The sequence below is a fragment of the Rhizobium sp. 10N427 genome (assembly GCF_056394605.1).
The window spans coordinates 179,578-204,503 of the sequence record NZ_JBFTID010000009.1; the positions used below are offsets into that span (position 1 = coordinate 179,578).

A 24,926-nucleotide genomic window follows, 5' to 3' on the forward strand; every position below is an offset into this window, starting at 1 on the left:
CCGGCTGGCCTTTGCGTGCCAGTTCGGGGCGCCATATCAAATATCTACGACAAAATGATAGCGCGGAGAAACCGGCCGCGCTGTTGACGTTTTTTATTCTTAAGTCATGCTCTCAAGATTGACGGTCACCGAAGGAACCATCCGCGTCAGATGAATACGCAGACCACGCCATCCCCTCAGTTTTATCTGACGGCACCGGCTGCATGCCCGTATCTGCCGCAGGAGATGGAGCGCAAGGTCTTTACGCATCTGGTCGGCCCGCGCGCGGCCGAGATGAACGATATCCTGACGCAAGGCGGTTTCCGCCGCTCCCAGAACATCGCCTACCGCCCGGCCTGCGAAGCCTGTCGCGCCTGCGTCTCCGTGCGCATCCTGGCGCAGGAGTTCCAGCCGACGAAATCGATGACGCGGGTGATGGGCAATAACAGCGATCTGATCGCCACCGAATTTCCGGCCCAGCCGTCCAGCGAGCAATATTCGCTGTTCCGCCGCTATCTCGACTATCGCCACCAGCAGGGCGGCATGTCTGACATGACTGTGCTCGACTATGCGATCATGGTGGAGGACACCCACGTCAACACCCGCATCATCGAATACCGCAAGCGGGAGGAAGGCTCCGGCCTCGAGACCCGTCCGCGCGGAGAACTGATCGCCGCCGCACTCACGGATACGATGAGCGACGGCCTGTCGATGGTCTATTCCTACTTCAACCCCGACTACGACCGCCGCTCGCTCGGCACCTACATGATCCTCGACCATGTGAAGCGCACCAAGGCGCTCGGCCTTCCCCATGTCTATCTCGGCTATTGGGTCCAGGGATCGCGGAAGATGGATTACAAGACCCGCTTCCAGCCACAGGAACATCTGACGCCGCGCGGATGGGAGCGTTTCGATTCATCAGTGCTTGCCGAGGGCGGCACGGATTAAGACACTCCCGATCGCTTGTGCGGTCACAGTGCATTAATCGCGGGCGCGAGGCCTTCACATTGGAGGCAGCGCGGATTTGCATGGAAAAATACAAAACCGCGCTTAAGCGTTTGGCCGACAGCTAGCTCGCTAGCCGGTCGACCTGATCGACTTCCCGTTCCAGACCTTCCATCACATGCGCCCAGCCCTGACGGGTCTTCTCCTCATGGGCGGCCCATTCCGAGCACATTTCGTGCGTCAGCGTCAGGCGGCAGCCGCTGCCCAGCTGTTCGAAATCGATCTGGACGCGGTCGGTGCAATGGTCGTGATCTTCTACGGAGAAGCTGAAGACCATGCGTTTCGGGCGGTGCAGTTCCAGGAAGATGCCACTGTGGCAGGCATCGCCGGTCGGGCGGCGGTCGACGACGAGGAAGCGTCCGCCGACATGGGCGTCGATTTCGGCGCGGATGACATGGCCGTCATCGGTGGCAAACAGGAAGCGCCTGGCGATCGCCGGGTTGAGCCAGGAATCATAGACCACCGACGGCGGCGCTCTATAGGTATGCGTAACGGTGAGTTTGATCTTCTCTGCGGACATCGATTTTCCTCCGTGTAACAGGCCCAATGCACGCCGCAAGCTTCCCTGCGGGGCCATTCCGTCCGCCTTTCGGAATGGAGCCGTTCCCAGTTTTTGGTGACAGGACTGAGATAGAGGAGGCAAACCGCTCGCCAAGAGCGGCTCGCCAAAATGTTACCGGTGTCAGCCGGCGAATTTGCCGCTACGCGGAAAACCTTTCGGGACGGTGCGTCCGGCCGTGGCGCGGTCGGCCAGCCATTCGGCCAGCTCGTCCTTGTTCTTGTTGAACATGCGGCCTGCACTGTCTTCCCATGAGAGGCCGGCATCGATCGCGAAGCAGCGGACATCCGAGATGCCGCCATCCTTGTAGCGCTGCAGGCGAACGCCCTTGCCGCGGCCCATTTCGGGGATCTGCGCCAGCGGGAAGACCAGCAGCTTGCGGTTTTCGCCGACGACGGCCACGTGGTCGCCACTAACGGGAACCAAGAGCTTGGTCTCATCGGGCATCGAGACGTTCATGATCTGCTTGCCCTTGCGGGTATTGGCAGCCATTTCCGCTTCCGCAACGACGAAGCCGTTGCCGGCCGTCGAGACGATCAGCTGTTTGCGGGCGGGATCGTGAACGAAGGCGGTCAGCACGTCCTGATCGTTGTCCATGTCGATCATGATGCGCAGTGGTTCGCCATGGCCACGGCCGCCTGGCAGCTTGTCGCCGCCCAGCGTGAAGGCTTTGCCGCCGGTGGTGACGATCAGGATCTTGTCGGTCGTCTGCGCCGGGAATGCGACCTTCAGCGCATCGCCTTCCTTGAAGGTCAGCGACGCGGTATCGGAGATATGGCCCTTCAGAGCGCGGATCCAGCCCTTTTCGGAGACGACGACGGTGATCGGTTCCTTCTCGATCATCGCCTGCTGGATGGCATCTTCATCGGCCTCAGGCGCATCGGCGAACTGGGTGCGGCGGCGGCCAAGCTCGGTCGCCTTGGCGAACTTCTTCTTCACCTCGCCGATTTCCCAGGCAACCGTCTGCCACTGCTTCTCGTCGGAGGCGAGCAGCGCTTCGATGCCGGCCTTCTCGGCGGTCAGTTCGTCGAACTCCTTGCGGATCTCGAATTCCTCGAGCTTGCGCAGCGAGCGCAGCCGCATGTTGAGAATTGCCTCGACCTGATTATCCGTGAGGTCCCAGCGGGCGATCATCACCGGCTTCGGCTCGTCTTCCTCGCGGATGATGCGGATGACTTCGTCGATGTTCAGGTAGGCGATCAACAGACCGCCGAGGATTTCGATGCGCCGTTCGATGGCGGCAAGGCGGAAGCGCGAGCGGCGCTGCAGCACGTCACGGCGGTGATCGAGCCATTCCTTCAGCACTTCGTTCAGCGCCATCACGCGCGGAACGCGGCCCATCGACAGAACGTTCATGTTCAGCGGGAAGCGGCTTTCGAGCTCCGTCAGCTTGAACATCGATTCCATCAGGATCGTTGGATCGACGGTGCGATTCTTCGGCACCAGGACAACGCGCACGTCTTCGGCGGACTCGTCCCGAATATCTTCCAGAAGCGGCAGCTTGCGGGCAATCAGCAGCTCGGCGATCTTTTCGATCAGTCGCGACTTCTGAACCTGGAAGGGGATTTCGGTGACGACGATCTGGTAGCCGCCGCGCCCGAGATCCTCGGTCTCCCACTTGGCGCGCGTGCGGAAACCGCCGCGGCCGGTCTTGTACGCCTCGATGATGCTGGCGCGGCTATCGATGATGATGCCGCCGGTCGGGAAGTCGGGGCCGGGAATGAAGGATTCCACCAGCGTCTCGACCGTGGCATCCGGATGCTTGATCAGATGTAGTGCTGCGTCGCAGAGCTCATGGGCGTTGTGCGAGGGAATGGACGTCGCCATGCCGACGGCGATACCGGAAGAGCCGTTGGCGAGCAGGTTCGGGAAGGAGCCCGGCAGAACCGTCGGCTCCTCGTCTTCCTCGTTATAGGTCAGGCGAAAATCGACGGCGTCCTGCTCGATACCGTCGAGCAGCAGCGCGGTGACCTCGGTCATGCGGGCTTCGGTGTAACGATAGGCAGCCGCATTGTCGCCGTCGATATTGCCGAAGTTCCCCTGCCCGTCCACCAGCGGATAGCGCTGCGAGAAGTCCTGCGCCAGACGCACCAGCGCGTCGTAGACCGATTGGTCACCATGCGGGTGGAACTTACCGATGACGTCACCGACGATACGGGCGCATTTCTTGAAGGCCGCGTTGGGGCGGATGCCCATCTCGCTCATCGCATGGATGATACGCCGGTGCACCGGCTTCAGGCCGTCGCGCACATCAGGAAGAGCGCGGTGCATGATGGTCGACAGCGCATAGGCCAAGTAACGCTCTTCGAGCGCGGCCTTGAGGTCAACCGGAAGAATGCTGTCGTCGTCTCCGCCGGAAGGCGGCAAAATCTCTTGTCCCATAGGCCTTGCCTAGCCTAGAAGGCTCTCCACGGCAAGGAATCGGGGGGCTTGCGCCTGTGGATGACGTGCCAGAATGACATCATGTGGCCATCAAGCATCGCCACGTCATTTGGACTTCGTTTGCTTTGCGTATCAACTAAAATTTAGAGTTCGCACAAATATAACGCGCCTCGACCTCGCAATAGACTAGCCCCAACCGCCACCAGAGGATTTCGTCATGACATTTTACCGGACCACCCGGCTTATGCTTTCCGGCGCAGCATTCCTGTCACTCGCCACCAGCGCGTTCGCCCTCGACGGCCAGGATCTGCTGAAAAAGCTGAACGCCGCCTATATCGCGCAGGGCGGCACGATCGTTGCCGATGGCGTCGATGTCAACGACACGACGGTGACGCTGAAGAATGCCGGCTTCAAGCCTGCCGCCGGCGAAGCGCTGAAGATCGGCGACATTACGCTGACAGGTGTCGAAGAAGACGAAGACGGCGGCTACTATATCGAAGAGGCCACCTTCCCCGACATCAACGTCACGGAAGACGGCGCGACCGTCAGCGCCAGCGACATGAAGCTTGGCGGCATTTCGATCCCGGCTGATGCGACGGGCGACGGCATCGATTCCATGCTGCTCTATGAAACGGCGCATACCGGCCCGTTCAAGGTCACCAAGGACGGCAAGGACGTGTTCTCGCTGGCCGAGACCGACATGAACCTGACGGTTCGCGAAGACGAGTCCGGCTTCGATTTCGACGGCGCCTTCAAGAGCATGAAGGCCGATCTCAGCAATGCTCCTGACCCGCAGTCAAAGGAAGCGATCGAGAAGCTCGCGCTCGAGCATGTCAATGGCGACATCACCATGAAGGGCGCCTGGGATCTGGCTCCCGGCACGATCGACATTTCCGAGTTCGCCTTCGACGTCACCAATGTCGGCCGCCTGAACCTCGCCTTCAAGATTTCGGGCTACACGCCCGCCTTCATGAAGTCACTGCAAGAAGCCACCAAGGCCTCCGAAGCCAACCCGAACAAGGAAGAAGCCCAGCAGGCCCTCGGCCTTGCCATGCTCGGCCTGCTGCAGCAGCTGTCCTTCAACAGCGCCGAAATCCGCTTCGACGACGCTTCGATCACCAAGCGTGCGCTCGACTATGCGGGCTCCAAGCAGAACATGACCGGCAAACAGATGGGCGACGCGCTGAAGGCCATGGCACCACTGGCTGTTGCACAGCTCAACGTTCCCGAACTGCAGAACGCCATCTCCGCAGCCGTGAACACCTATCTCGACGACCCGAAGAGCTTCGTCGTCAGCGCGGCACCGGCGCAGGCCGTGCCGTTCCCGACGATCATGGGTGCCGCTATGGGCGCTCCGAACACGCTGCCCAACGTTCTCGGCGTGAAGATCAACGCGAACCAGTAAGATCAGGCATCTCCAACCTGCATTCTGATAACCCGGCCGTTCAGCGGCCGGGTTTGTCTTTGCCGCCGGAACCTCAAAAAGAAAGAGCCGCCTTCGCGTGACGAAGGCGGCTCTTTGAAATGAGTGAAGGAACTAGACTCAGTCCTTCTTCGGCTGCGGCATGACGCGCAGCGACAGTTCCATGAGCTGCTTCGGCGTTGCCGGCGACGGCGCGTTCATCAGCAGATCCTGGGCCTGCTGGTTCATCGGGAACAGCGTGATCTCGCGGAGGTTCTTGGCGCCGAGCAGCAGCATGACGATACGGTCGATGCCGAATGCGCAGCCACCATGCGGAGGCGCGCCGTACTGGAACGCGCGGTACATGCCGCCGAAGCGCTCTTCGACATCCGTCTGGCTGAGGCCGACCAGTTCGAAAGCCTTGACCATGGCCTCCGGCGACTGGTTACGGATCGAGCCCGAAGCGATTTCGAAGCCGTTGCAGACAGCGTCGTACTGGTAGGCCTTGAGCGACAGCGGCTCCTTGGTCTGCAGCGCCTCGAGACCGCCCTGCGGCATCGAGAAGGGGTTATGCGCGAAGTCGACCTTCTTGTCTTCCTCGCTCCATTCGTAGAACGGGAAGTCGATGATCCAGCACAGCTCGAAGCGGTCGCGATCGACGAGGTTCAGGTCTTCGCCGGCCTTGGTGCGGGCTTCGCCTGCGAACTTGTAGAACTTGGATGGTTCGCCGGCGACGAAGAAGGCGGCGTCGCCTGCTTCAAGACCGAGCTGAACGCGGAGCGCCTCGGTGCGCTCTTCGCCGATGTTCTTGGCGAGCGGGCCGGAGCCGCCGACCTTGCCGTCCTCTTCCTTCCAGAAGATGTAGCCGAGGCCCGGCTGTCCCAACGACTGCGCCCAGGCATTCATGCGGTCGCAGAATGCGCGCGAACCGCCGGTCTTGGCCGGGATCGCCCAGACTTCGACCTTCGGGTTTGCGGCGATCATGCCGGCGAAAACCTTGAAGCCGGAGCCGTCGAAATGCTCGGTGACGGCCTGCATCTCGATCGGGTTGCGCAGGTCCGGCTTGTCGGAGCCGTATTTCCGGATCGCGACGTCGTAAGGAATACGCGGCCATTCCTTGGTGACCGGCTTGCCTTCGGCGAACTGCTCGAACACGTTGGTGACGATCGGAGCCATCGTATCCCAGACGTCTTCCTGGGTGACGAAGCTCATTTCGACGTCGAGCTGGTAGAATTCGCCCGGCAGACGGTCGGCACGCGGATCTTCGTCGCGGAAGCACGGCGCGATCTGGAAGTAGCGGTCGAAACCGGCGACCATCAGCAGCTGCTTGTACTGCTGCGGCGCCTGCGGCAGGGCGAAGAACTGGCCGGGATGGATGCGGCTCGGAACGAGGAAGTCGCGCGCGCCTTCCGGCGACGAAGCCGTCAGGATCGGCGTCGTGTATTCGCCGAAGCCGGCCGATGCCATGCGGTTGCGGATATCGGAGATAATCTGCGTGCGCTTGACTATGTTCTTGTGCAGCGTGTCGCGGCGCAGGTCGAGGAAGCGGTACTTGAGGCGAACGTCTTCAGGATAATCAGGCTCGCCGAAGACCGGGAGCGGCAGTTCCTTGGCAATCGCCAGGACTTCGATCTCCTGGGCGTAGAGTTCGATCTCGCCGGTCGCCATGGTCTTGTTGACGGTATCTTCCGTGCGGGCCTTCACGAGACCATCGATACGGATGACCCACTCACCACGCACGATTTCGGCGGTCTTGAAGGCCGGGCTATCCGGATCGGCGACGACCTGGGTGATGCCGTAGTGATCGCGAAGGTCGATGAAGAGCACGCCGCCATGGTCACGAACGCGGTGAACCCAGCCGGAAATCCGGACGGTCGAGCCGACGTCCGACTTGCGGAGGGCGGCACAGGTGTGGCTGCGGTAGCGATGCATAATCTCTATTCCCGGTATCTGCTGAGACGGCTGCAAGGGCAAATTCCACCCTCAAGCGCCGACAAGAAAATCGGGCGGAAAAGCGCATGGACGGTCTGATTTGTCAAGGCTTGGCGGACATTCGCGCCGGTTAGACGCCGGTTTATTGCGGAGGCGGCTGCGGCAGTTTGGCTGGCAGTTGCTTATTGATGAAACCGCCAGTCAACTTTAAAGATGGCGCATCCCTGCCGCCGGAGCGTTCCATGCCTCTCCTCACCCGCCGTAACCTTCTCAAAGCTTCCGCAGTCGCAGGCGCCTATGGCGTCGGGATCGGGGTCGCCGGCAAATTCGGTTTTGCCGAGGCAGCGCCCGAACCGCAGGTGCTGAAGGCGGTGAAGACGCAGGCGGCGCTGACGGAGTTCGGGCCGACAAAGGACATCATGACCTGGGGCGACCAGGGCATGCCGCCGGTGCTGCGCATGGCACGCGGCAAGCCCTATGCGGCGAAGCTGACGAACACGCTCGACGAGCCGACGACGATCCACTGGCACGGTCTGCGGATCGACAACCGGATGGACGGCGTGCCGTTCATGACGCAGCCCTATGTCTATACCAACGACAGCTTCGATTATCATTTCACGCCGCCGGATGCCGGGACCTTCTGGTATCACCCGCATTGCAACACGCTGACCCAGATGGGCCACGGGATGACCGGTGTCATCGTCGTTGAGGATCCGGCTGATCCGGTCTTCGACGCCGAAGTGGTGCTTAATCTGCGCGACTGGCGGCTCGGCGGCGACGGGCAGTTCATTGCCCCGTTCCGGCCGCGCGATGCGGCGAAGACCGGCACCTACGGCACGGTGCGCACCGCCAACTGGCACCAGGAGCCGCAATATGATGCGCCGTCAGGCGGTCTCGTGCGCCTACGCGTCGCCGTCACTGACGTCACCCGCATCTATTCGCTGAAAATGGAAGGCGCCGAAGCGACCGTGATCGCCATCGACGGCAACCCGGTGCCGAAGCGTTTCCCACTCGAACTGCTGCAGATCGGCCCCGGCCAGCGTCTGGATCTCGCGGTTCGCATGCCTGACAGCGAAGGTGGCATCGCCACGCTCGAGGATATTCGCGGCACAAACCCGAAGACGCTTGCGAGCCTGCGCGCCACGGGGCAATCGCTGAAGCGGAACGCAGGCGATCTTGGGGCGCTTGCTGCCAATCCCGTTCCGGAGGCCGATCTCTCGTCCGCCGAGAAGATCCCGCTGCTGCTCAGCGCCACTGCCGAAAATGCGCCTGTCGACAGCATCTGCGGAACGCTCGGCTACAGTTTCTGGGCGATCAACAAGGTTCCGTGGCCCGGCGACACGCCGGACCCGACGGCGCCGCTTGCCGAACTCAAGCTGGGCAAGAGCTACATCTTCCAGCTTGAGAACGTCACCCCTCACCTGCACCCGATCCATCTGCACGGCATGAGCTTCAAGGTGATCTCGTCCTCGACGCGGGAGGTGATGCCCGTCGTCTCCGACACCTATCTGATCCAGCCCGACGAAAAGGTGCAACTCGCCTTCGTCGCCGACAATCCGGGCGACTGGCTGCTCCATTGCCATATCATCGAGCATCAGAAGACGGGGATGACGAGCTACGTCAGGGTTGTTTGAGGTGATTGCGTAATGAACGCTTAGATTGTATAAAAATGCGTGACATCCATATTGGAACAGTCTGCACCATGAGCCTTGTCCACAATGAGCGGACCAAACTGACCGCTACTTACATTAATGGCGTTGCGATCGCGGTTTTCGCCGTTGGCTCATTTGCACCCGCAATCGCTAGTCTGAATAACACCAGCAGTTTGCTATCCGTAGGCAACCTCGTAGTCGTGATTTGCTTGGGAGCTTCCGGCGCACTACATTTCCTTGCACGGAGAACTCTGAAAGGCCTTTCGCCATGACCATTGATCAATTTCTGAATATGTTGATCGTGCCGGTAGGTGGCCTTGTGCTCGGCTTGACCGTGTTCCTCGCGACCAGAGGCGATCGCAAACACAACGAGAAGCCTCATCCCGGCGAATAGCCCACATCCGTATGGCAAGCAGCGCCTTCAACGTATTGACATATCACTTCGAAAGGAGAAGGAAGGTTAAACGTCCTTTTTCCTTGTGAATGAATTGATATGATCGAAACAACCGCCGAATTGGCGGCCGCCTGCAAAGAGCTGGCCAAGTCCGACTTCATCACGATCGACACCGAGTTTCTGCGTGAAACGACCTTCTGGCCGGAGCTCTGCCTGATCCAGATGGCGAGCCCGACGACCGAGGTCATCGTCGATCCGCTGGCCAAGGGCATCGATCTGACACCGTTCTTCGAGCTGATGGCCAATACGGCGGTTCTGAAGGTGTTCCATGCCGCGCGGCAGGACATCGAAATCATTTTCAACCGCGGCGGGCTGATCCCGCATCCGATCTTCGACACGCAGGTCGCCGCTATGGTCTGCGGCTTCGGCGACAGCGTTTCCTACGACCAGCTCGTCAGCCGCACCAAGGGTGTGCAGATCGACAAGTCGTCGCGCTTCACCGACTGGAGCCGCCGCCCGCTTTCCGAAAAGCAGCTCGATTACGCGCTGGCCGACGTCACGCATCTGCGCGACGCCTATCTCTATCTGAAGGACGAACTGGAGCGCGAAGGTCGCTCCTCCTGGCTTTCGGAAGAAATGGATGTGCTCGAGGCGCGCGAAACCTACGACATGCATCCTGACGATGCCTGGCAGCGCCTCAAGATGCGCCTGCGCAAGCCGCAGGAACTGGCGATCCTGAAATATGTCGCCGCCTGGCGCGAGCGCGAGGCCCGCGCCCGCAATGTGCCGCGCTCGCGCGTATTGAAGGACGATGCGATCTACGAAATCGCGCAGCAGCAGCCAAAGGATACCGAGGCACTCGGGCGCCTGCGAACCATCCCGAAGGGTTGGGAGCGCTCCTCCTCCGGAACCGCTGTGCTCGAAGCCGTCAACGAGGCGCTGGCGCTGCCGAAGGCCGACATGCCGCATGTGCCGCGCCACACCCAGGCACCGGAAGGCGCCGCAGCTGCCGTCGAGCTGCTCAAGGTCCTGCTGAAGCTGATCTCCGAAAAGCATGGCGTCGCGCCAAAGGTCATCGCCAACAGCGAGGATCTCGACAAGATCGCTGCCGAAGGCGAGAAGGCCGAAGTTTCAGCCCTGCACGGCTGGCGCCGCGAACTGTTCGGCGAGCCTGCGCTGCAGCTGATCAAGGGCGAAATCGCGCTCCGTTTTGCCGGCCGGAAGGTGGATACGGTCACTCTCTGAGGGTTCTTGCCTTTGAAATGCCTTGACCGGCCGCCTACATGGCCGGACACTATTCGGCAAATCAAGGCGATAGCGCTGATGCGAGAAATATCACCGGTACAGAACTGGCTTCTGCTTTCGATTGTCATGGCCGGCAGCGGCGTTCTCTACGACGTGCTGTTCTATGGCGACAGCAGGCCGTTCATCGGGGCAACCTTCGCGCTGTTCATCGGCATGCCGATCCTCGCCTTCGAGCGCAAGGCGATCCTTCGCGGTCTTTCACGCCGCATCCAGCGGCTGCCGACGCTGACCTATTTTCTGGCGCAGCTGTTCATCTATGAAATCCTGATGAGCCTCGGCTTTGCCGTTGCCGGGCTTTTCCTGCGCGGCATCGGCGCCATCCCGTCGACATCCTGGGTCGAGGCGATCGTCCTGCCGTTCAACGTCTTCATGTATGCGCTCGTCGTCTGCGCCGCGGTGATCTTCGTCGTACGCGTCCGCGAACTGCTCGGCCGCGACGTCTTTCTTGCGATGCTGACCGGCCGCTACCGCAACCCCGTGAGCGAAGAGCGCATTTTCCTGTTCATCGACCTGGTGGATTCGACACCCTTTGCCGAGAAGCACGGCGACCTGCGCGCCCAGCAGATGCTGAACTCGCTGTTTGCCGCCTTTGCAGAGCCGGTCCGGCGCAACCGGGGCACGATCGACGATTATGTCGGCGATGCCGCGATCATCACCTGGCCGCTTGCCCGCGGCATGAAGAACGGCCGCTGCGTGCGTTGCGTCTTCGATATCCTGAACGCTATCGAAGACGAAGCGGAGGGCTGGCTGAAGCGCTACGGGCAGGTTCCGCGGCTGCGCGCCGCCCTGCATGGCGGTTTCGTCATCACCGCCGAAATCGGCGTCGATCATCACAAGATCACCTATTTCGGCGACACGGTGAACACCACGTCGCGGCTTGAATCGCTCTGCAAGGCGCTGAACCGGCCGATCCTCATCTCCAGCGAACTCGCCGGCCGCATGACGCTGCCGGATTTCGTCAATGCCGAGGATCTCGGCGTGCATGCGCTCAAGGGCCGCGGCCAAGGCCTCGGCGTCATGGCGCTGGCGCAAGCCATCCCGCTTTCGGCGCAGTCACCAAAGCTTCACTCAACAGTCAACGCGGCGACATAGATCGGCTGCTAATCGAGACCGCCACTTCATTTTTTGGGGGTCTCCATGAAGAAAGCTCTTTTTGCTTCCGTTTCCCTATTGCTTCTGATCGCCACGTCCGCTTCGGCCGACCAGCAGGAATTTACCGCCACGCTCGCAGGCCAGGCGATCCTGCCTGCCAACACGATGACACCCGCTCCTGCCGATGCACCTGAATTCCTGAAGCATTCCGGCAAGTTCACGACTGTTGACCGCAAGCGCACCGAAGCGCTCGGCACCGTTCCGGGCAAGGATGGCGCCCGCGTCACCGACCTCAAGCTGCCGTTCGACGGCCAGCCGATCCAGGGCTTCTCCGGTATCAAGACGATGGCCGACGGCACCTTCTGGACGCTGTCCGACAACGGCTTCGGCTCCAAGTTCACCTCGTCCGACTCGATGCTTTTCCTACATCAGATGAAGTTCGACTGGGCCTCCAACAAGGCCGAAGTCGTCAAGAACCTCTTCCTCTCCGACCCGAACAAGATCGCCCCCTTCCCGATCGTCATGGAAGGCTCGGACACCCGTTATCTGACCGGCGCCGACTTCGACATCGAATCCGTGCAGCCGGTTGCCGACGGCTTTTGGGTTGGCGACGAGTTCGGTCCCTATCTGCTGAAATTCGACGCGAAGGGCGCACTGACGGAGGTCATCCCGACTGTTGTCGATGGCAAGCCGGTGATCTCGCCTGACAACGCGCTGATCCAGCTGCCGGGCACGCCCGTCGGCAAGAACCCGGTCTTCAACCTGAAGCGCTCCGGCGGCTTCGAGGGACTTGCGATGTCGAAGGATGGAGCCAAGCTCTACGGTCTGCTCGAAGGCGCGCTCTTCCAGGACGACGGCAAGATGGAAACGGTCGATGGCCATACTGCGATCCGCGTCATCGAATTCGACGTCGCCTCGAAGAAGTGGACCGGCCGCAGCTGGTTCTACCCGTTCGAAGACAAGGGCGCATCGATCGGCGACTTCAACATGCTGGACGAGACGACCGCTCTGGTCATCGAGCGCGACAATGGCGCCGGCACCAAGGACAAGGCCTGCGCCGATCCGAAGCAGCCGAAGCCGGATTGCTTCGAGGCTCCTGCAGAGCTGAAGCGCGTTTACAAGATCGAGTTCAACGACGCCAATGTTGGCAAGGCGGTTCGCAAGATCGGCTATATCGATCTGCTCAATATCAAGGACCCCGACAACAAGAAGAAGGCCGGCAGCAAGGACGGCGTCTACGACATGCCGTTCGTGACGATCGAGAATGTCGATCGCGTCGATGCCACCCACATCATCATCGGCAACGACAACAACCTGCCCTTCTCGGCCGGCCGCGCCGTCGACAAGGCTGACAACAACGAATTCAGCCTGCTCGAGGTGGGCGAGTTCCTGAACGCGAAGTAATTCGGTTTTCCGGATGCAACGAGGGCGCCTGGTGAAAGCCGGGCGCCCTTATTTATAGATTATACGCCCTTGGCAGCTCCGATGCCGTCGAGCTTCGTAACAGCCTCGGCGGGCAGAACGATATCGGCGACCGCAAGGTTTTCGCGGAGATGGCCGCGCGACGATGTGCCGGGGATCAGCAGGATGTTCGGCGATCGCTGTAGCAGCCACGCGAGCGCCACCTGCAATGGCGTTGCGCCGAGTTCACCGGCGACCTCCGAAAGCGTCGAAGACTGCAGCGGCGAGAAGCCGCCGAGCGGGAAGAACGGCACATAGGCTGTGCCCTCCGCGGCCAGCTGCGCGATCAGTGCATCGTCTTCACGATGGGCGAGATTATACTGGTTCTGAACGCAGACGATCTCGGTGATCTTCCGGCCGTCGGCAATCTGCCTGGCGGTCACGTTGGAAAGCCCGACATGCTTGACGAGGCCTTGGCGCTGTAGATCGGCCAGTACCGTCAGCGGTTCCTCCAGCGAGCCTTCCGCCGGACCGTGAACGTCGAACATCGCACGAAGGTTGACCACTTCGATGACATCGCAACCAAGGTTCTTCAGGTTGTCATGGATCGCCTGCGTCAGCGCTTCTTTCGAGAAGGCCGGGTTCCAAGAGGCATCGGCGCCACGCGTTGCGCCGATCTTGGTGACGATGACGAGATCGTCCCGATATGGATGCAGGGCTTCCTTGATGATCTGGTTGGTGACGTGGGGGCCATAGAAATCGCTGGTATCGATGTGATCGACGCCGCTTTCGATTGCCTCGCGCAACACGGCAACCGCCTCGGCGCGATCCTTCGGCGGGCCGAAAACGCCCTTGCCTGCGAGCTGCATGGCGCCGTAGCCGAGCCGCTTCACCTTGCGGTGGCCGAGAGCGTATGTGCCGGACTTTTCAAGATTGGACATGGTCTATCTCCGTTTGAATAACACGAGAGATAGGGCAAGCGGGCCGAAGCGATAACCGCAGACAATCCGAACGGGCTGTCCGGATTTCCGGACAATGAATTATGCTTTCAGTGCGGCGACCTGCGGGCCGATAACCGCGGCAAAGAGTTCAGGCTTGTCCAGGGCACGGGCGGAGAGCATGGCCCCATGAACCGAAGCCATGAATATCTGTGCATGGGCTTCCGGCGAAGCGTTGAGGCGAAAGACATTGTGCCTGGCCCCGGCGTCGAAAACCGTCTCCAGCCATCTGGCGAGATACTCGAAATGGCCGCGAACCAGCGATGCGACATCAGGAGGCAGCATCTGGATCTCGCTTGCCAGCATGGCGCACATGCAGAATGGCAGCGAGGCATCAGCGATGCATTTCTGCCAATGGCCGACATAGGCATCCAACTGTGCCGCAGGCTGCGGTATCTGCTCGAGCACTCCTCCGAGGCCGGACTTCACCTGACCCGTATAGCGGCCGACAAGGGCGGAAACGAGTTCGGCCTTTGTCGGGAAGTGGTGATGGATGCTCGCCTTACGAATACCGATCGCATCCGAAATATCCGCATAGCTGAAGCCATTATAGCCGCCGGCGATAATGCGGGATTGCGCGATATCGAGGATTTTTTCTGAGGTCGATTGCTCCATGAGCATCACCTACCTTTTGGTAGGCAAAAATGTCAAGCCGCCTGCCTTTTGCGAGAAAAACATCAAAAGCATTGACTCCCTAAATTTAACTACCTACTAGTTGGTAGACGTAAAAATAAGGAGCCTGACATGCAAGTTCAATCCTCATCGCAGACCAACTGGCTGCGGTCTTACTATTTCGCCCGCGCAATATTCTCGATTGCCTGGGTGGCCGCAGCCGTTGCCCTTGGTGCGCATCCTGCCATCGCGGCTATCCTGCTCGTCATGTATCCGGCCTGGGATGCCGCTGCCAATCTGGTCGATGCCAGAGCCAATGGCGGCCTCAAGGTAAACCCGTCCCAAAGCCTCAACGTCGCCGCCAGCACCGTCATGACAATCGTGGTCATTCTCGCGGTGATGAAGGACAATCACGCAGTTCTCGCAGCCTTCGGCATCTGGGCGATCCTGTCGGGGCTGCTGCAGCTCTATACCGGCGTACGCCGCTGGCGCTCGTACGGCGCGCAATGGGCGATGGTGCTGAGTGGTGCGCAATCGACGCTGGCCGGCGGCTTCATGATCAGTCAGTCCCTCGGCACTCAGATGCCTGGCATCCTGGACATCGCGCCTTATGCAAGTTTCGGCGCATTCTACTTCCTCGTGTCAGCGATCTGGCTGACCATTGCGGCCTATCGCACTTCTAGCGTGAAGGCCTGAAATCCTCGCTGGAAACAACAGTCTCGGCCGGTCTCCTGATACCGGCCGAAGCGCCTTCCGCGACGCCGATGGCAATCCACCTATGACAACGTGTTTCGCTCCTATATTGAAACGGCGGTGACCGTGATCAGGGAGCATGCGATTGGGCCAGCGAATTTCAGATTTCGATTCCGGACTGCTGATGACGCTCGATGCGCTTCTCAAGGAGCCGAACGTCACCCATGCGGCGGTCCGGCTGAATATCAGCCAATCGGCGCTCTCGGCACGATTGACCCGCTTGCGGCACCTGCTGAACGATCCGCTGTTCATTCCGTCTATTTCCGGCCGCGGCATGACCCCGACGCCGCACGCGATCGCCCTTCAGCCGGAGCTGGCGCGGCTGCTGGAGCGCTTCGAGGACTTCGTCAACACCGCCCACCTCTTCGATCCCCTGACGAGCAAGCGCGTCTTCCGGATCGCCGCAACCGACAATCCGGCGGCAATCCTGGCGCCCGACCTCATTCCGCTGATCAAAGCGCACGCGCCCGAATTGAAGATCGCCTTCACCCTGCCCGACACGTCGAGGATTGCCCGGCTGCTGGAACAGGGCGAGATCGACCTGTTCGTCGGGGCCGCAGAGGATGGCTCCAACGAGCTGATATCAAGCACATTGTTCGAAGAGAAGTTCATGACCGCCCAGCGGCGCGGTCATCCGCGCGGCACGGGCGAGCTTGGTCTCGACGAGTTCTGCCGCCTCGATCACCTGCTGATCTCGACGACTGGCGGCCATTTCACCGGAATGATCGATAACGCACTGGCGGAAATCGGCCGGGAGCGCCAGGTTTCGGTATCGGTTCAGAGTTACGCAATGGCGCCTCTCGTGCTCGCCAGCACCGATTGCATCTGCACATTGCCGCTGCGGTTCCTCCAGCGCTTCACGCAATCGCTCGACCTGTTCGAGCCGCCGGTCGCGCTTTCTCCCTTCAGCATGAATGTTTTCTGGCATCCGAAGATGCGCGCCGATCCCGCCCATATGTGGCTGCGCAAGATGGTGATGAGCGTCTCGCGGAAAGGCGGCACGTGACTATCCGGATAGGCATCGATCCCGGCGCTAGGTGCGATCCACCGGATTGATTGGTAAGGCGTCCCGGGCATCGGCATCTTCAGCCTGAACCTTCCATCGTCGAAGGTTGCGATCAGCGCTTATGAGGATTTCCGATGCTTGATTTCTATTTCCATGCGACACCGAACTCGATGAAGGTCGCGGTTCTGCTGCAAGAGCTGAACCTTGCCTTTACCGTCCGCCCGGTCGATATCTTCAAGGGCGAGCAGCACGCGCCGGCATTTCTGAAGATCAATCCCAATGCCAAGGTTCCCGCTCTCGTCGACGACGGGGTCACGGTCTTCGATTCGCATGCCATCCTGCTGTATCTCGCGGAAAAGCATGGGCGCTTCATTCCGGCCGGGATCGGCGGCAAGGCAGCGATGCTGTCGTGGCTGCAGCTGGTGGCGACCGGACTCTCGCCCTTCTCGGGACAGGCGATCCACTTCCTGCACTACGCGCCGGAAGATCTGCCCTATGCGAAGAACCGATACGTCAAGGAGCTGGAGCGGCACTACCGCGTCTTCGATGCCAGACTTTCGCAATCGCCTTGGCTCGCTGGCGACGAATACACGATCGCCGACATGGCCCTCTGGGGCTGGGCCGCTTCGGCCGGTTACGTGTTCGGCGAGAGAGGGCTTGAAGACTATCCGCACGTCGCGCGGTTCATGCAGCGCATGTCGGAGCGGCCCGCCGTGCAGCGGGCGCTGGCGATGAAAGAGGACCATAGTTTCAAGCATACGCTGGATGAGGAAACGCGCCGCGCCCTCTTCCCGCAGAACGCGGCGTAGCCGTCCGGGCGCCTACTCGAAAACGAAAGCCAGCCGCTTGTTGGTCAGCTTCGACAGCTGCTGCAGGCGGCCTTCGAGGCGTTCGCCGGTGAAGTCGTGATAATCGTGCGGGACGACCAGCTCGATATCGACATCCGGCTGTGAAGACTTGCGGAAATGCAGGTTCTTTACGACGCCGGGCATCGATGCCGAGAACAGATAGACGACCCTGAGCAGGCCGCCGAGCAGTTTGGCACGCTCGACGAATTGCGGACCGGCGATCTTTGCCAGCGGCGCGGTCGAGCCATCGTCATGCAAGCCTTCGAAGCGGTAGTAGTTGGTGAGCGCGATGAAGGCTCGGCCCGGATGGCTGATACCGACAAAGGAGGAATGGGCGATCAGGTTCAGCGCCTGAAGGCCGCGGTAATCGGGATGGGCGCGCCAGCTTATATCGGCGAGCAGACAGGCGGCCTGGCGGTAGCGCCCCTCTTCCTCCGTCTCCGAAATCCCGAAGGACGGGATCATCCGCCCAGTCCATTCGGCAAGCTCGCGGGCATGTTCCGGCGAGCGGGCACGCAGGATCGCCAGTTCGCCGGCAGCGGCCAGCAGCGGGTCGGCGCGGCGTTCGCCTTCCGACAACAGCGAATAGAGATAGCCTTCGCGCACGCCCTGCGCCGAGAAGGAGATGATCGAGGGCTTCATGGCGCTCAGCACTTCCTTCATGGCGACGGCACCGAAGGGAAGCAGCGCGCGGCGATGCTTGGAAACGGCCTGGAAGGCCGGGTCCTTGCTGTCCCTGGCGATTTCGACCTGATCGAGGAACTGCATCATACCGTCGAGCGTGACTTCGTATCCCTGCATCATGTGCAGCGGATACTGAGTCAGTTCCATGTGCAGCTTGGCGATGTTTCGCCAGGTGCCGCCAACGGCGTAGAAGGTGCGGCCATTCCCCTGCCCCAGGATCTTTGCGGCGCTGCGCACATGCTTGCGCGCAAAGCTGCGGGCCTTGTCGAGCGAGCCGCCGGCATATTCCGACAGGCGCAGGCCGCCGAGCGGAAGCGTGATGCCGGTGCCGATCTCGCGTTCCCTGATATCGATGAGTTCCAGCGAACCGCCGCCGAGGTCGCCGGCGATGCCGTCAGGATGGAAGAAGCCGCTGACGATGCCGAGTGCGGAGAACTTCGCCTCCTCCTCGCCCGAGAGCACGCGCACCTTGCGCTTCAGGATGGTCTCGGCCTTGTGGATGAAATCCGGGCCGTTCGATGCCTCGCGGGCGGCGGCTGTCGCCAGCACATACATGGTGGCGGCGCGGGCCTGATCGGAGAGTGCCTTGAAGCGATGGAGCGCGGTGAGCGCGCGTTCGACGCTGGCCTCGTCCATCTTGCCGGTCAGCGCGATGCCCTTGCCGAGGCCGCAAAGAACCTTTTCGTTGAAAAGGATCGCCGGTGAGCGCGACATGCCTTCATAGATGACCACACGGATCGAGTTCGATCCGATATCAACGACGGAGACCGGGGCAATCCCTGGAAGGCGCCCCTGGGCTTCTGATTCAACCATGCAGGTCCAGTTATCTCTTGGTCCGGCCGGAAAGCAGACCGGCGATCAGCTTGGGCGCACTGGATTTCAGGGCTTCACCGCGGCCGGAAAGGCTGGGGTTTGTCATGAAATACTGCTGCGCGTTGAACGGCTCCTCGCCCTTGCGCACCTCCATGCGCCTAGACGTTCCGTCGGGCAATATCTCGTAGCTTTGCTGATTGTCAATGATATTGCCCAGCATGATCTGGGACAGAACCTGTTCATGCACAGTCGGATTGGTGAGCGGCACCAGCGTTTCGACGCGTCGGTCGAGATTGCGCGGCATCATGTCGGCCGAGCCGATATAGACCAGCGCCTTGTCCGACGGCAGGCCATAACCATTGCCGAAGCAGAAGATGCGGCTGTGCTCCAGGAAGCGCCCGACGATCGACTTGACGCGGATGTTTTCCGACAGACCCGGCAACTGCGGACGCAGGCAGCAGATGCCTCGCACGACGAGATCGATCTCGACGCCAGCATGGCTTGCCGTATAGAGCGCGTCGATGATCTCGGGGTCGACAAGCGCATTCATCTTCATCCAGATCGCCGCCGGGGCGCCGTTCTTGGCGTGCATGATCTCTTCGTCGATATGGCGAAGGATGCGCGAGCGCAGCGTATAGGGCGAGACCGCGAGCTTCATGCTCTCTTCGGGTTCGCCATAACCGGTGATGAAATTGAAGATGTTCGCCATATCATGGGCGATGACGGGATTGCAGGTGAAGAAGGACAGGTCGGTGTAGATTTTCGCCGTGATCGGGTGATAGTTGCCGGTGCCGAGATGGCAGTAGCTGCGCAGCTTGCCCTCCTCGCGGCGTACGACCAGCGACATCTTCGAATGGGTCTTCAGTTCGATGAAGCCGAAGACAACCTGCACGCCTGCACGCTCGAGGTCGCGGGCCCAGCGGATGTTGGCTTCCTCGTCGAAACGCGCCTTGAGCTCGACTAGCGCCGTCACCGACTTGCCGGATTCGGCAGCATCGATCAGCGCACGCACGATCGGGCTGTCGTTCGAAGTGCGGTAAAGCGTCTGCTTTATCGCCAGGACATCAGGATCGCGCGCAGCCTGGAGCAGGAACTGGACCACCACGTCGAAAGACTCGTAGGGATGGTGGACCACCATGTCCTTTTCGCGGATGGCGGCGAAGCAATCACCGGCATGTTCGCGGACGCGCTCGGGAAATCGGGCGTTGTAAGGTTGAAAACGGAGATCGTCGCGCGGCGCCTTGGTGATCTCCGACAGGGTGTTCAGCGCCAGGAGACCGGGAAGAACGGCGACGCGATTGTCGGGAACGGCCATCGCCTGGACGACGAATTGGCGGAGCGAGGGCGGCATTTCGGAATCGGTCTCGATGCGGATCGCCTTGCCGCGGCGGCGACGCTTCAGCGCCGTCTCAAAGAAGCGCACGAGGTCTTCAGCTTCTTCCTCGACTTCGATATCGCTGTCTCTGATGATGCGGAAGGTACCAGAACCCTGCACCTCATAGCCCGGGTAGAGCCGGTGGATAAAGATGTTCGCGACGTCTTCGAGCGTGATGTAGCGGATGGTGTTGCCGTCATCGGGCAGGCGGACAAAGCGGTCGAGCGCCGGCGGCAGGCGCAGCAGCGCCGTCATCGGCTCGCGGCCATGCTTGCTGGTCAGCTGCAAGCCGATCGAGAAGCCGAGGTTCGGAATGAACGGAAACGGATGCGCCGGGTCGATCGACAGCGGCGTCAGCACCGGGAAGATCGCCTGTTCGAATTCGGTTGCCAGCCATTGGCGATCGACGTCGCTCAGCGCGCCCGGGCGGACGATCAGGATGTCTTCGCGGGCCAGATATTGCTGGAGCACCGCGAGCGAGGCCTGCTGCTCCATCTGCAGATTGTCGATTTCCTGCAGGATGGCGTCCAGCTGCTCGGCCGGCGTCTTGCCATCGGGCGTGCGGACCGCGATGTTCTGGCGGACCTGCGCCTCCAGACCCGCGACGCGGACCATAAAGAATTCGTCGAGGTTGGCCGCCGAGATCGACAGGAAGCGGACGCGCTCGAGCAGCGGATGCTCGGTATTCAGCGTTTCTTCAAGGACGCGGCGATTGAACTGCAGCCAGGAGAATTCACGGTTGATGAAGCGCTCCGGGCTTGAGAGCAACTCTTCCAGCGGGGGGACGGCGGACGGCGCTTCCGGCTTCGGTTCCTGATGCTCGGCAACTGCACTGTCCATATGTCGGTCCGTCCCGTTTATTCGTCCCTGCGAATTATATCAGTTTCACGACGGAACTGTGACAGTCAATCGAGCGGGCCTGAATTTCCCAATTCATTCAATACTTCAGCCGCCATCGCCCGGGTGATCTTGGTCCCCCGCGACCATGCCAGCCGGTCGAGCCGCTCGACGATCGTCTGAGCGGCATTCAGCGAGCGTTCCATCCTGTTGACGATATAGAGCACGAGTTTGTCATCTATATTAAGCTGGCGGTCGGCAAACAGCTTGACGATGACCTGCGACAGCAACTCTTCGTCGGGCTCGCCGATCTCGACGACGGTCGCCGCCTTCAGCCGCGAGCGCAGATCGGCAAGCTCCACTGGCCAAGACATCGGCCAAAGACGGCTGGTCATCATCAGGCTGTGGCCGTTTTCGCGTACGCTGTTGATGACATGGAAGAGCTCGGTATCGTCGAAGCCTTCGCGATCGACGTCCTCGAACAGCACCGGGCCATTGGCAGCCGCGATCGCCGCCTGCGCCCCGGCCTTCGGATGAATGCTGGTGGCGCTGCTATGCTCTTTCCAGATGCTTGCCAGATGCGACTTTCCCGAGCCTACCGGACCGGCGAGGATGACAACCGGCGACGGCCATTGCGGCCAGGCATCGACGATGGTGACGGCGGCACTCAGCCGGTCGGAGATCAGGAGATCGTCGCGCCCGCTTGCGGTATCATGAGAAAAGACCAGCGGAAGCTGCTCTCCCGCCTTGCGCTTTACGTCGTTCATTTCGTGTCGGCTTTGGACTTGCGGATAACAGATGGCTTCGACTGACCCGCGTAAAGATCACTCTCAAGGTAGCGCGACAGCGCGAAGCGGACAAGAACGCCGACGGCGGCGGCGGCCGGTACGGCAATCAGCAGGCCGACGAAGCCGAATAGCGCGCCGAAAGCAAAGAGCGCGAACATCAGCCAGACCGGATGCAGGCCGACGCTATGTCCGACGAGCTTCGGCTGCAGAATGTTGCCTTCCAGGAACTGGCCGCTGAAGAAGACCGCGAGCACGGCGCCGACCCAGATATAATCCGGCCAGAACTGCACGATGGCGACGCCGACGGCGATCAGCAGGCCGAGCATCGAGCCGACGTAAGGGATGAAGCTGATCATGCCGGCGAAGAGGCCGATCAGCAGGCCGAAATTGAGGCCGACCAGCGACAGGCCGACAGCATAATAGATGCCGAGGATCAGGCAGAGCGAGCCCTGCCCGCGAATGAAACCGGCAATCGCCTGATCGATCTCGCGGGCGATCTGGTGGACATTGGCAACGTAATCGCGCGGGATGTAGCGGTCGATCTGCGCCACCATGCGGTCCCAGTCGAGCAGCATGTAGAAGGCGACGACGGGCGTGACGATCAGCAACGAGATCAGGTTGACGACCGCGAGGCCGGAGCTCCAGATCTGCGCGAAAAGGCCAGTCATGAAGCCGACGCCCTGCGACAGGATCTCGGAGAAATTGTTTTTGATGGTGCCGAGCTGGCTCTTGATCCATTCCGGCAGCAGCGAGTTCTGCGAGGTGGTGATGAACTGCTGCAGCTGATCGATATAGCCCGGGAACTTGCCGGCGAAGTCGGTGAACTGGCTCGCCAGGATCGGGATCAGCGTCATCAGTGCCACGACGATCAGCAGAACGAAGGACACGAGAATGACCACCGTCGCCATCATGCGGCTGAGGCCGATGCGCTGCAGCCTGTCGGCGACCGGATCAAGGAAATAGGCGATCGCCATGCCTGCCAGGAACGGCAGCAGGATGGAGCTGAAAACCAGCAGGAAGAGGATGAAGAAAACGAGCACGCCGAGCCAGAAGAAGACCTGGCGCTTCAGACTTGTTCCGCTGACCTGATTTGGCATCGATTACCCCGTTCATCCCGCATCGCGGCGCGGTTTCAGCCGCAACCACCTTTCAAGCACATAGGATGCGGCCCGGAAGATGGTCAACCCTGCTGCCGAAAAACCGCGCCGCGCCTATGAAAAGAGCGGGAAATTGGGGCTTTTCTCCATGCACCGCCTTGCATAAAGCGCACTCTCATGCAATTGCGACCCGCATGTGACACAGGGTTAAATCCCGCCTGAACCAGCCATCGGAGATCAGCATGAGCCAGTCTGGAAAAAACGGTCTGACCTATAGCGATGCAGGCGTCGATATCGATGCCGGCAACCTGATGGTGGAGAAGATCAAGCCCGCCGTGCGCTCGACGCGCCGCCCGGGTGCAGACGGCGAGATCGGCGGCTTCGGCGGCCTCTTCGATCTCAAGGCCGCTGGCTTCAAGGATCCGGTTCTCGTCGCCGCCAATGACGGCGTCGGCACCAAGCTGAAGATCGCCATCGACGCCGACTATCACGACACCGTCGGCATCGACCTCGTCGCCATGTGCGTCAACGACCTCGTCGTCCAGGGCGCCGAACCGCTGTTCTTCCTCGACTATTTCGCCACCGGCAAGCTCGACCCGAACCAGGGTGCGGCGATCGTCGAAGGTATTGCCGCCGGCTGCCGTGACGCAGGCTGCGCGCTGATCGGCGGCGAAACCGCCGAAATGCCGGGCATGTATTCCTCCGGCGACTATGACCTCGCAGGCTTTGCCGTCGGCGCTGCCGAGCGCGGCGAACTTCTTCCGGCTGGCGACATTGCCGAAGGCGACATCATTCTCGGCCTCGCCTCCTCCGGCGTTCACTCCAACGGCTTCTCGCTGGTGCGCAAGATCGTCGAACTTTCCGGCCTCGGCTGGGATGCACCGGCACCCTTTGCCGACGGCAAGAAGCTCGGCGAAGCGCTGCTGACGCCGACCCGCATCTATGTGAAGCCGCTCCTGAAGGCGATCCGCGAGACCAAGGCGATCAAGGCGCTCGCCCACATCACCGGCGGCGGCTTCCCCGAGAATATTCCGCGCGTTCTGCCGAAGCATCTGGCTGCCGAAATCGACCTGTCTGCTGTGAAGGTTCCGGCCGTGTTCTCGTGGCTTGCCAAGACCGGCGGCGTCGAAGCCAAGGAAATGCTGCGCACCTTCAACTGCGGCGTCGGCATGATCGCCGTTGTCTCGCCTGAAAACGTCGAAGCCGTCACCAAGGCCCTGGAAGCCGAAGGCGAAAAGATCGTCGTTCTCGGCCGGATGATTGCCCGCGCCGAAGGTGCCCAGGGCACGCAATATCAGGGTACGCTCGGCCTATGAGCACACCGCGCAAACGCGCTGTCGTCTTCATTTCCGGCAGCGGCTCCAACATGATGGCGCTGGTCGCGGCCGCCAAGGCTGCGGACTTTCCGGCCGAGATCGTCGGTGTCATCTCGGACAAGCCTGATGCGGGCGGCCTCGCCAAGGCCGCTGCCGAGGGCATCCCGACCTTCGCCTTCGCGCGCAAGGACTATGCCAGCAAGGACGCCCACGAGGCTGCGATCTTCGAAGCGCTCGATACGCTGTCGCCTGATATCCTCTGCCTCGCCGGCTACATGCGCCTTTTGAGCGCTACCTTCATCCAGCGTTACGAGGGCCGGATGATCAACATCCACCCGTCCCTGCTGCCGCTCTTCCCGGGCCTCCACACCCACCAGCGCGCCATCGACGCCGGCATGCGCATCGCCGGCTGCACCGTGCATTTCGTCACCGAGGGCATGGACGAAGGCCCGGTGATCGGCCAGGCAGCTGTGCCGGTGCTATCAGGCGATACCGCGGATGCCCTGGCAGGCCGCGTGCTGACCGTTGAGCACCAGCTCTATCCGCAGGCGCTCCGCCTGTTTGCCGAGGGCAAGGTGCGGATGGAAGGCGGCAAGGCTGTCGGGAGCGGTAGTGCGGCTTCGGCGGGGACGGACCGGGTGATTTCGCTGATCGGGTAACGGTTGACCGGTCCGCTGATGCGGATCATCATGGCTC

At 61.2% G+C, this 24,926-nt stretch carries 21 protein-coding genes; 12 read left to right on the forward strand and 9 right to left on the reverse strand.

The window, feature by feature from the left end:
* Positions 1-150 precede the first annotated feature (150 nt).
* Positions 151-927, forward strand: coding sequence for an arginyltransferase (locus tag AC1DIJ_RS20045; protein ID WP_112389584.1), 777 nt, complete (start codon positions 151-153; stop codon positions 925-927).
* A 121-nt stretch (positions 928-1,048) separates the two neighbouring features.
* On the opposite strand, the gene AC1DIJ_RS20050 is transcribed toward AC1DIJ_RS20045, so the two are convergent.
* Entirely contained in the window at positions 1,049-1,504 is a 456-nt protein-coding gene (locus AC1DIJ_RS20050; RefSeq protein WP_112389583.1) for an SRPBCC family protein, read from the reverse strand.
* Between the two features lie 162 nt (positions 1,505-1,666).
* Entirely contained in the window at positions 1,667-3,925 is a 2,259-nt protein-coding gene (gene parC / locus AC1DIJ_RS20055) for a DNA topoisomerase IV subunit A (protein WP_112389582.1), read from the reverse strand.
* A 217-nt stretch (positions 3,926-4,142) separates the two neighbouring features.
* On the opposite strand from parC, the gene AC1DIJ_RS20060 reads away from it, so the two are divergent.
* Entirely contained in the window at positions 4,143-5,330 is a 1,188-nt protein-coding gene (locus AC1DIJ_RS20060; protein WP_477831526.1) for a hypothetical protein, read from the forward strand.
* A 138-nt stretch (positions 5,331-5,468) separates the two neighbouring features.
* On the opposite strand, the gene aspS is transcribed toward AC1DIJ_RS20060, so the two are convergent.
* Positions 5,469-7,259 (reverse strand): aspartate--tRNA ligase, encoded by a 1,791-nt coding sequence (gene aspS / locus AC1DIJ_RS20065; RefSeq protein ID WP_112389580.1) that lies wholly within the window; start codon positions 7,257-7,259, stop codon positions 5,469-5,471.
* Positions 7,260-7,501: 242 nt separating this feature from the next.
* On the opposite strand from aspS, the gene AC1DIJ_RS20070 reads away from it, so the two are divergent.
* The 5 genes from AC1DIJ_RS20070 (at position 7,502) to AC1DIJ_RS20090 (ending at position 13,106) form a co-directional block, all read left to right on the forward strand.
* The gene (locus AC1DIJ_RS20070) at positions 7,502-8,893 is read left to right on the forward strand and encodes a multicopper oxidase family protein (protein ID WP_112389579.1); all 1,392 of its coding nucleotides are present in this window, start codon (positions 7,502-7,504) and stop codon (positions 8,891-8,893) included.
* Between the two features lie 286 nt (positions 8,894-9,179).
* Positions 9,180-9,305, forward strand: a complete 126-nt coding sequence (locus tag AC1DIJ_RS20075; RefSeq protein ID WP_310298238.1) for a hypothetical protein — start codon at positions 9,180-9,182, stop codon at positions 9,303-9,305.
* 99 nt (positions 9,306-9,404) lie between these two features.
* Positions 9,405-10,550: a ribonuclease D gene (gene rnd / locus AC1DIJ_RS20080; RefSeq protein WP_112389577.1), complete on the forward strand. Its 1,146-nt coding sequence runs from the start codon at positions 9,405-9,407 to the stop codon at positions 10,548-10,550.
* Positions 10,551-10,628: 78 nt separating this feature from the next.
* The gene (locus AC1DIJ_RS20085) at positions 10,629-11,702 is read left to right on the forward strand and encodes an adenylate/guanylate cyclase domain-containing protein (protein ID WP_112389576.1); all 1,074 of its coding nucleotides are present in this window, start codon (positions 10,629-10,631) and stop codon (positions 11,700-11,702) included.
* A gap of 45 nt (positions 11,703-11,747) precedes the next feature.
* A complete protein-coding gene (locus AC1DIJ_RS20090; RefSeq protein WP_112389575.1) occupies positions 11,748-13,106 on the forward strand; it encodes an esterase-like activity of phytase family protein in 1,359 nt (452 codons plus the stop codon).
* Between the two features lie 59 nt (positions 13,107-13,165).
* On the opposite strand, the gene AC1DIJ_RS20095 is transcribed toward AC1DIJ_RS20090, so the two are convergent.
* Both AC1DIJ_RS20095 and AC1DIJ_RS20100 read right to left on the reverse strand, forming a co-directional pair.
* A complete protein-coding gene (locus AC1DIJ_RS20095) occupies positions 13,166-14,044 on the reverse strand; it encodes an aldo/keto reductase family oxidoreductase (protein WP_112389574.1) in 879 nt (292 codons plus the stop codon).
* A 99-nt stretch (positions 14,045-14,143) separates the two neighbouring features.
* Positions 14,144-14,722 (reverse strand): TetR/AcrR family transcriptional regulator, encoded by a 579-nt coding sequence (locus tag AC1DIJ_RS20100; protein ID WP_112389573.1) that lies wholly within the window; start codon positions 14,720-14,722, stop codon positions 14,144-14,146.
* Between the two features lie 123 nt (positions 14,723-14,845).
* Between AC1DIJ_RS20100 and AC1DIJ_RS20105 the strand changes: the two genes are divergently transcribed.
* From AC1DIJ_RS20105 to AC1DIJ_RS20115, 3 genes are all read left to right on the forward strand, one after another.
* Positions 14,846-15,409 (forward strand): DUF308 domain-containing protein, encoded by a 564-nt coding sequence (locus tag AC1DIJ_RS20105; RefSeq protein WP_112389572.1) that lies wholly within the window; start codon positions 14,846-14,848, stop codon positions 15,407-15,409.
* Between the two features lie 136 nt (positions 15,410-15,545).
* On the forward strand, positions 15,546-16,472 hold the full coding sequence (locus AC1DIJ_RS20110; RefSeq protein ID WP_112389571.1) for a LysR family transcriptional regulator: 927 nt from the start codon (positions 15,546-15,548) through the stop codon (positions 16,470-16,472).
* A 134-nt stretch (positions 16,473-16,606) separates the two neighbouring features.
* A complete protein-coding gene (locus AC1DIJ_RS20115) occupies positions 16,607-17,281 on the forward strand; it encodes a glutathione S-transferase N-terminal domain-containing protein (RefSeq protein ID WP_112389570.1) in 675 nt (224 codons plus the stop codon).
* A gap of 12 nt (positions 17,282-17,293) precedes the next feature.
* On the opposite strand, the gene ppx is transcribed toward AC1DIJ_RS20115, so the two are convergent.
* The 4 genes from ppx to AC1DIJ_RS20135 all read right to left on the reverse strand — a co-directional run bounded on the left by ppx (position 17,294) and on the right by AC1DIJ_RS20135 (position 22,914).
* Positions 17,294-18,817 (reverse strand): exopolyphosphatase, encoded by a 1,524-nt coding sequence (ppx, locus tag AC1DIJ_RS20120; protein WP_112389569.1) that lies wholly within the window; start codon positions 18,815-18,817, stop codon positions 17,294-17,296.
* A 10-nt stretch (positions 18,818-18,827) separates the two neighbouring features.
* The gene (locus tag AC1DIJ_RS20125; RefSeq protein WP_112389568.1) at positions 18,828-21,032 is read right to left on the reverse strand and encodes an RNA degradosome polyphosphate kinase; all 2,205 of its coding nucleotides are present in this window, start codon (positions 21,030-21,032) and stop codon (positions 18,828-18,830) included.
* A gap of 65 nt (positions 21,033-21,097) precedes the next feature.
* Positions 21,098-21,796 (reverse strand): DnaA regulatory inactivator HdaA, encoded by a 699-nt coding sequence (hdaA, locus tag AC1DIJ_RS20130; protein ID WP_112389567.1) that lies wholly within the window; start codon positions 21,794-21,796, stop codon positions 21,098-21,100.
* Entirely contained in the window at positions 21,793-22,914 is a 1,122-nt protein-coding gene (locus AC1DIJ_RS20135) for an AI-2E family transporter (protein ID WP_112389566.1), read from the reverse strand. Before AC1DIJ_RS20135 ends, hdaA begins: the two co-directional genes overlap by 4 nt.
* 242 nt (positions 22,915-23,156) lie before the next feature.
* Between AC1DIJ_RS20135 and purM the strand changes: the two genes are divergently transcribed.
* Positions 23,157-24,230 (forward strand): phosphoribosylformylglycinamidine cyclo-ligase, encoded by a 1,074-nt coding sequence (gene purM / locus AC1DIJ_RS20140; protein WP_112389565.1) that lies wholly within the window; start codon positions 23,157-23,159, stop codon positions 24,228-24,230.
* Entirely contained in the window at positions 24,227-24,889 is a 663-nt protein-coding gene (purN, locus tag AC1DIJ_RS20145; RefSeq protein ID WP_112389564.1) for a phosphoribosylglycinamide formyltransferase, read from the forward strand. Before purM ends, purN begins: the two co-directional genes overlap by 4 nt.
* Positions 24,890-24,926 lie beyond the last annotated feature (37 nt).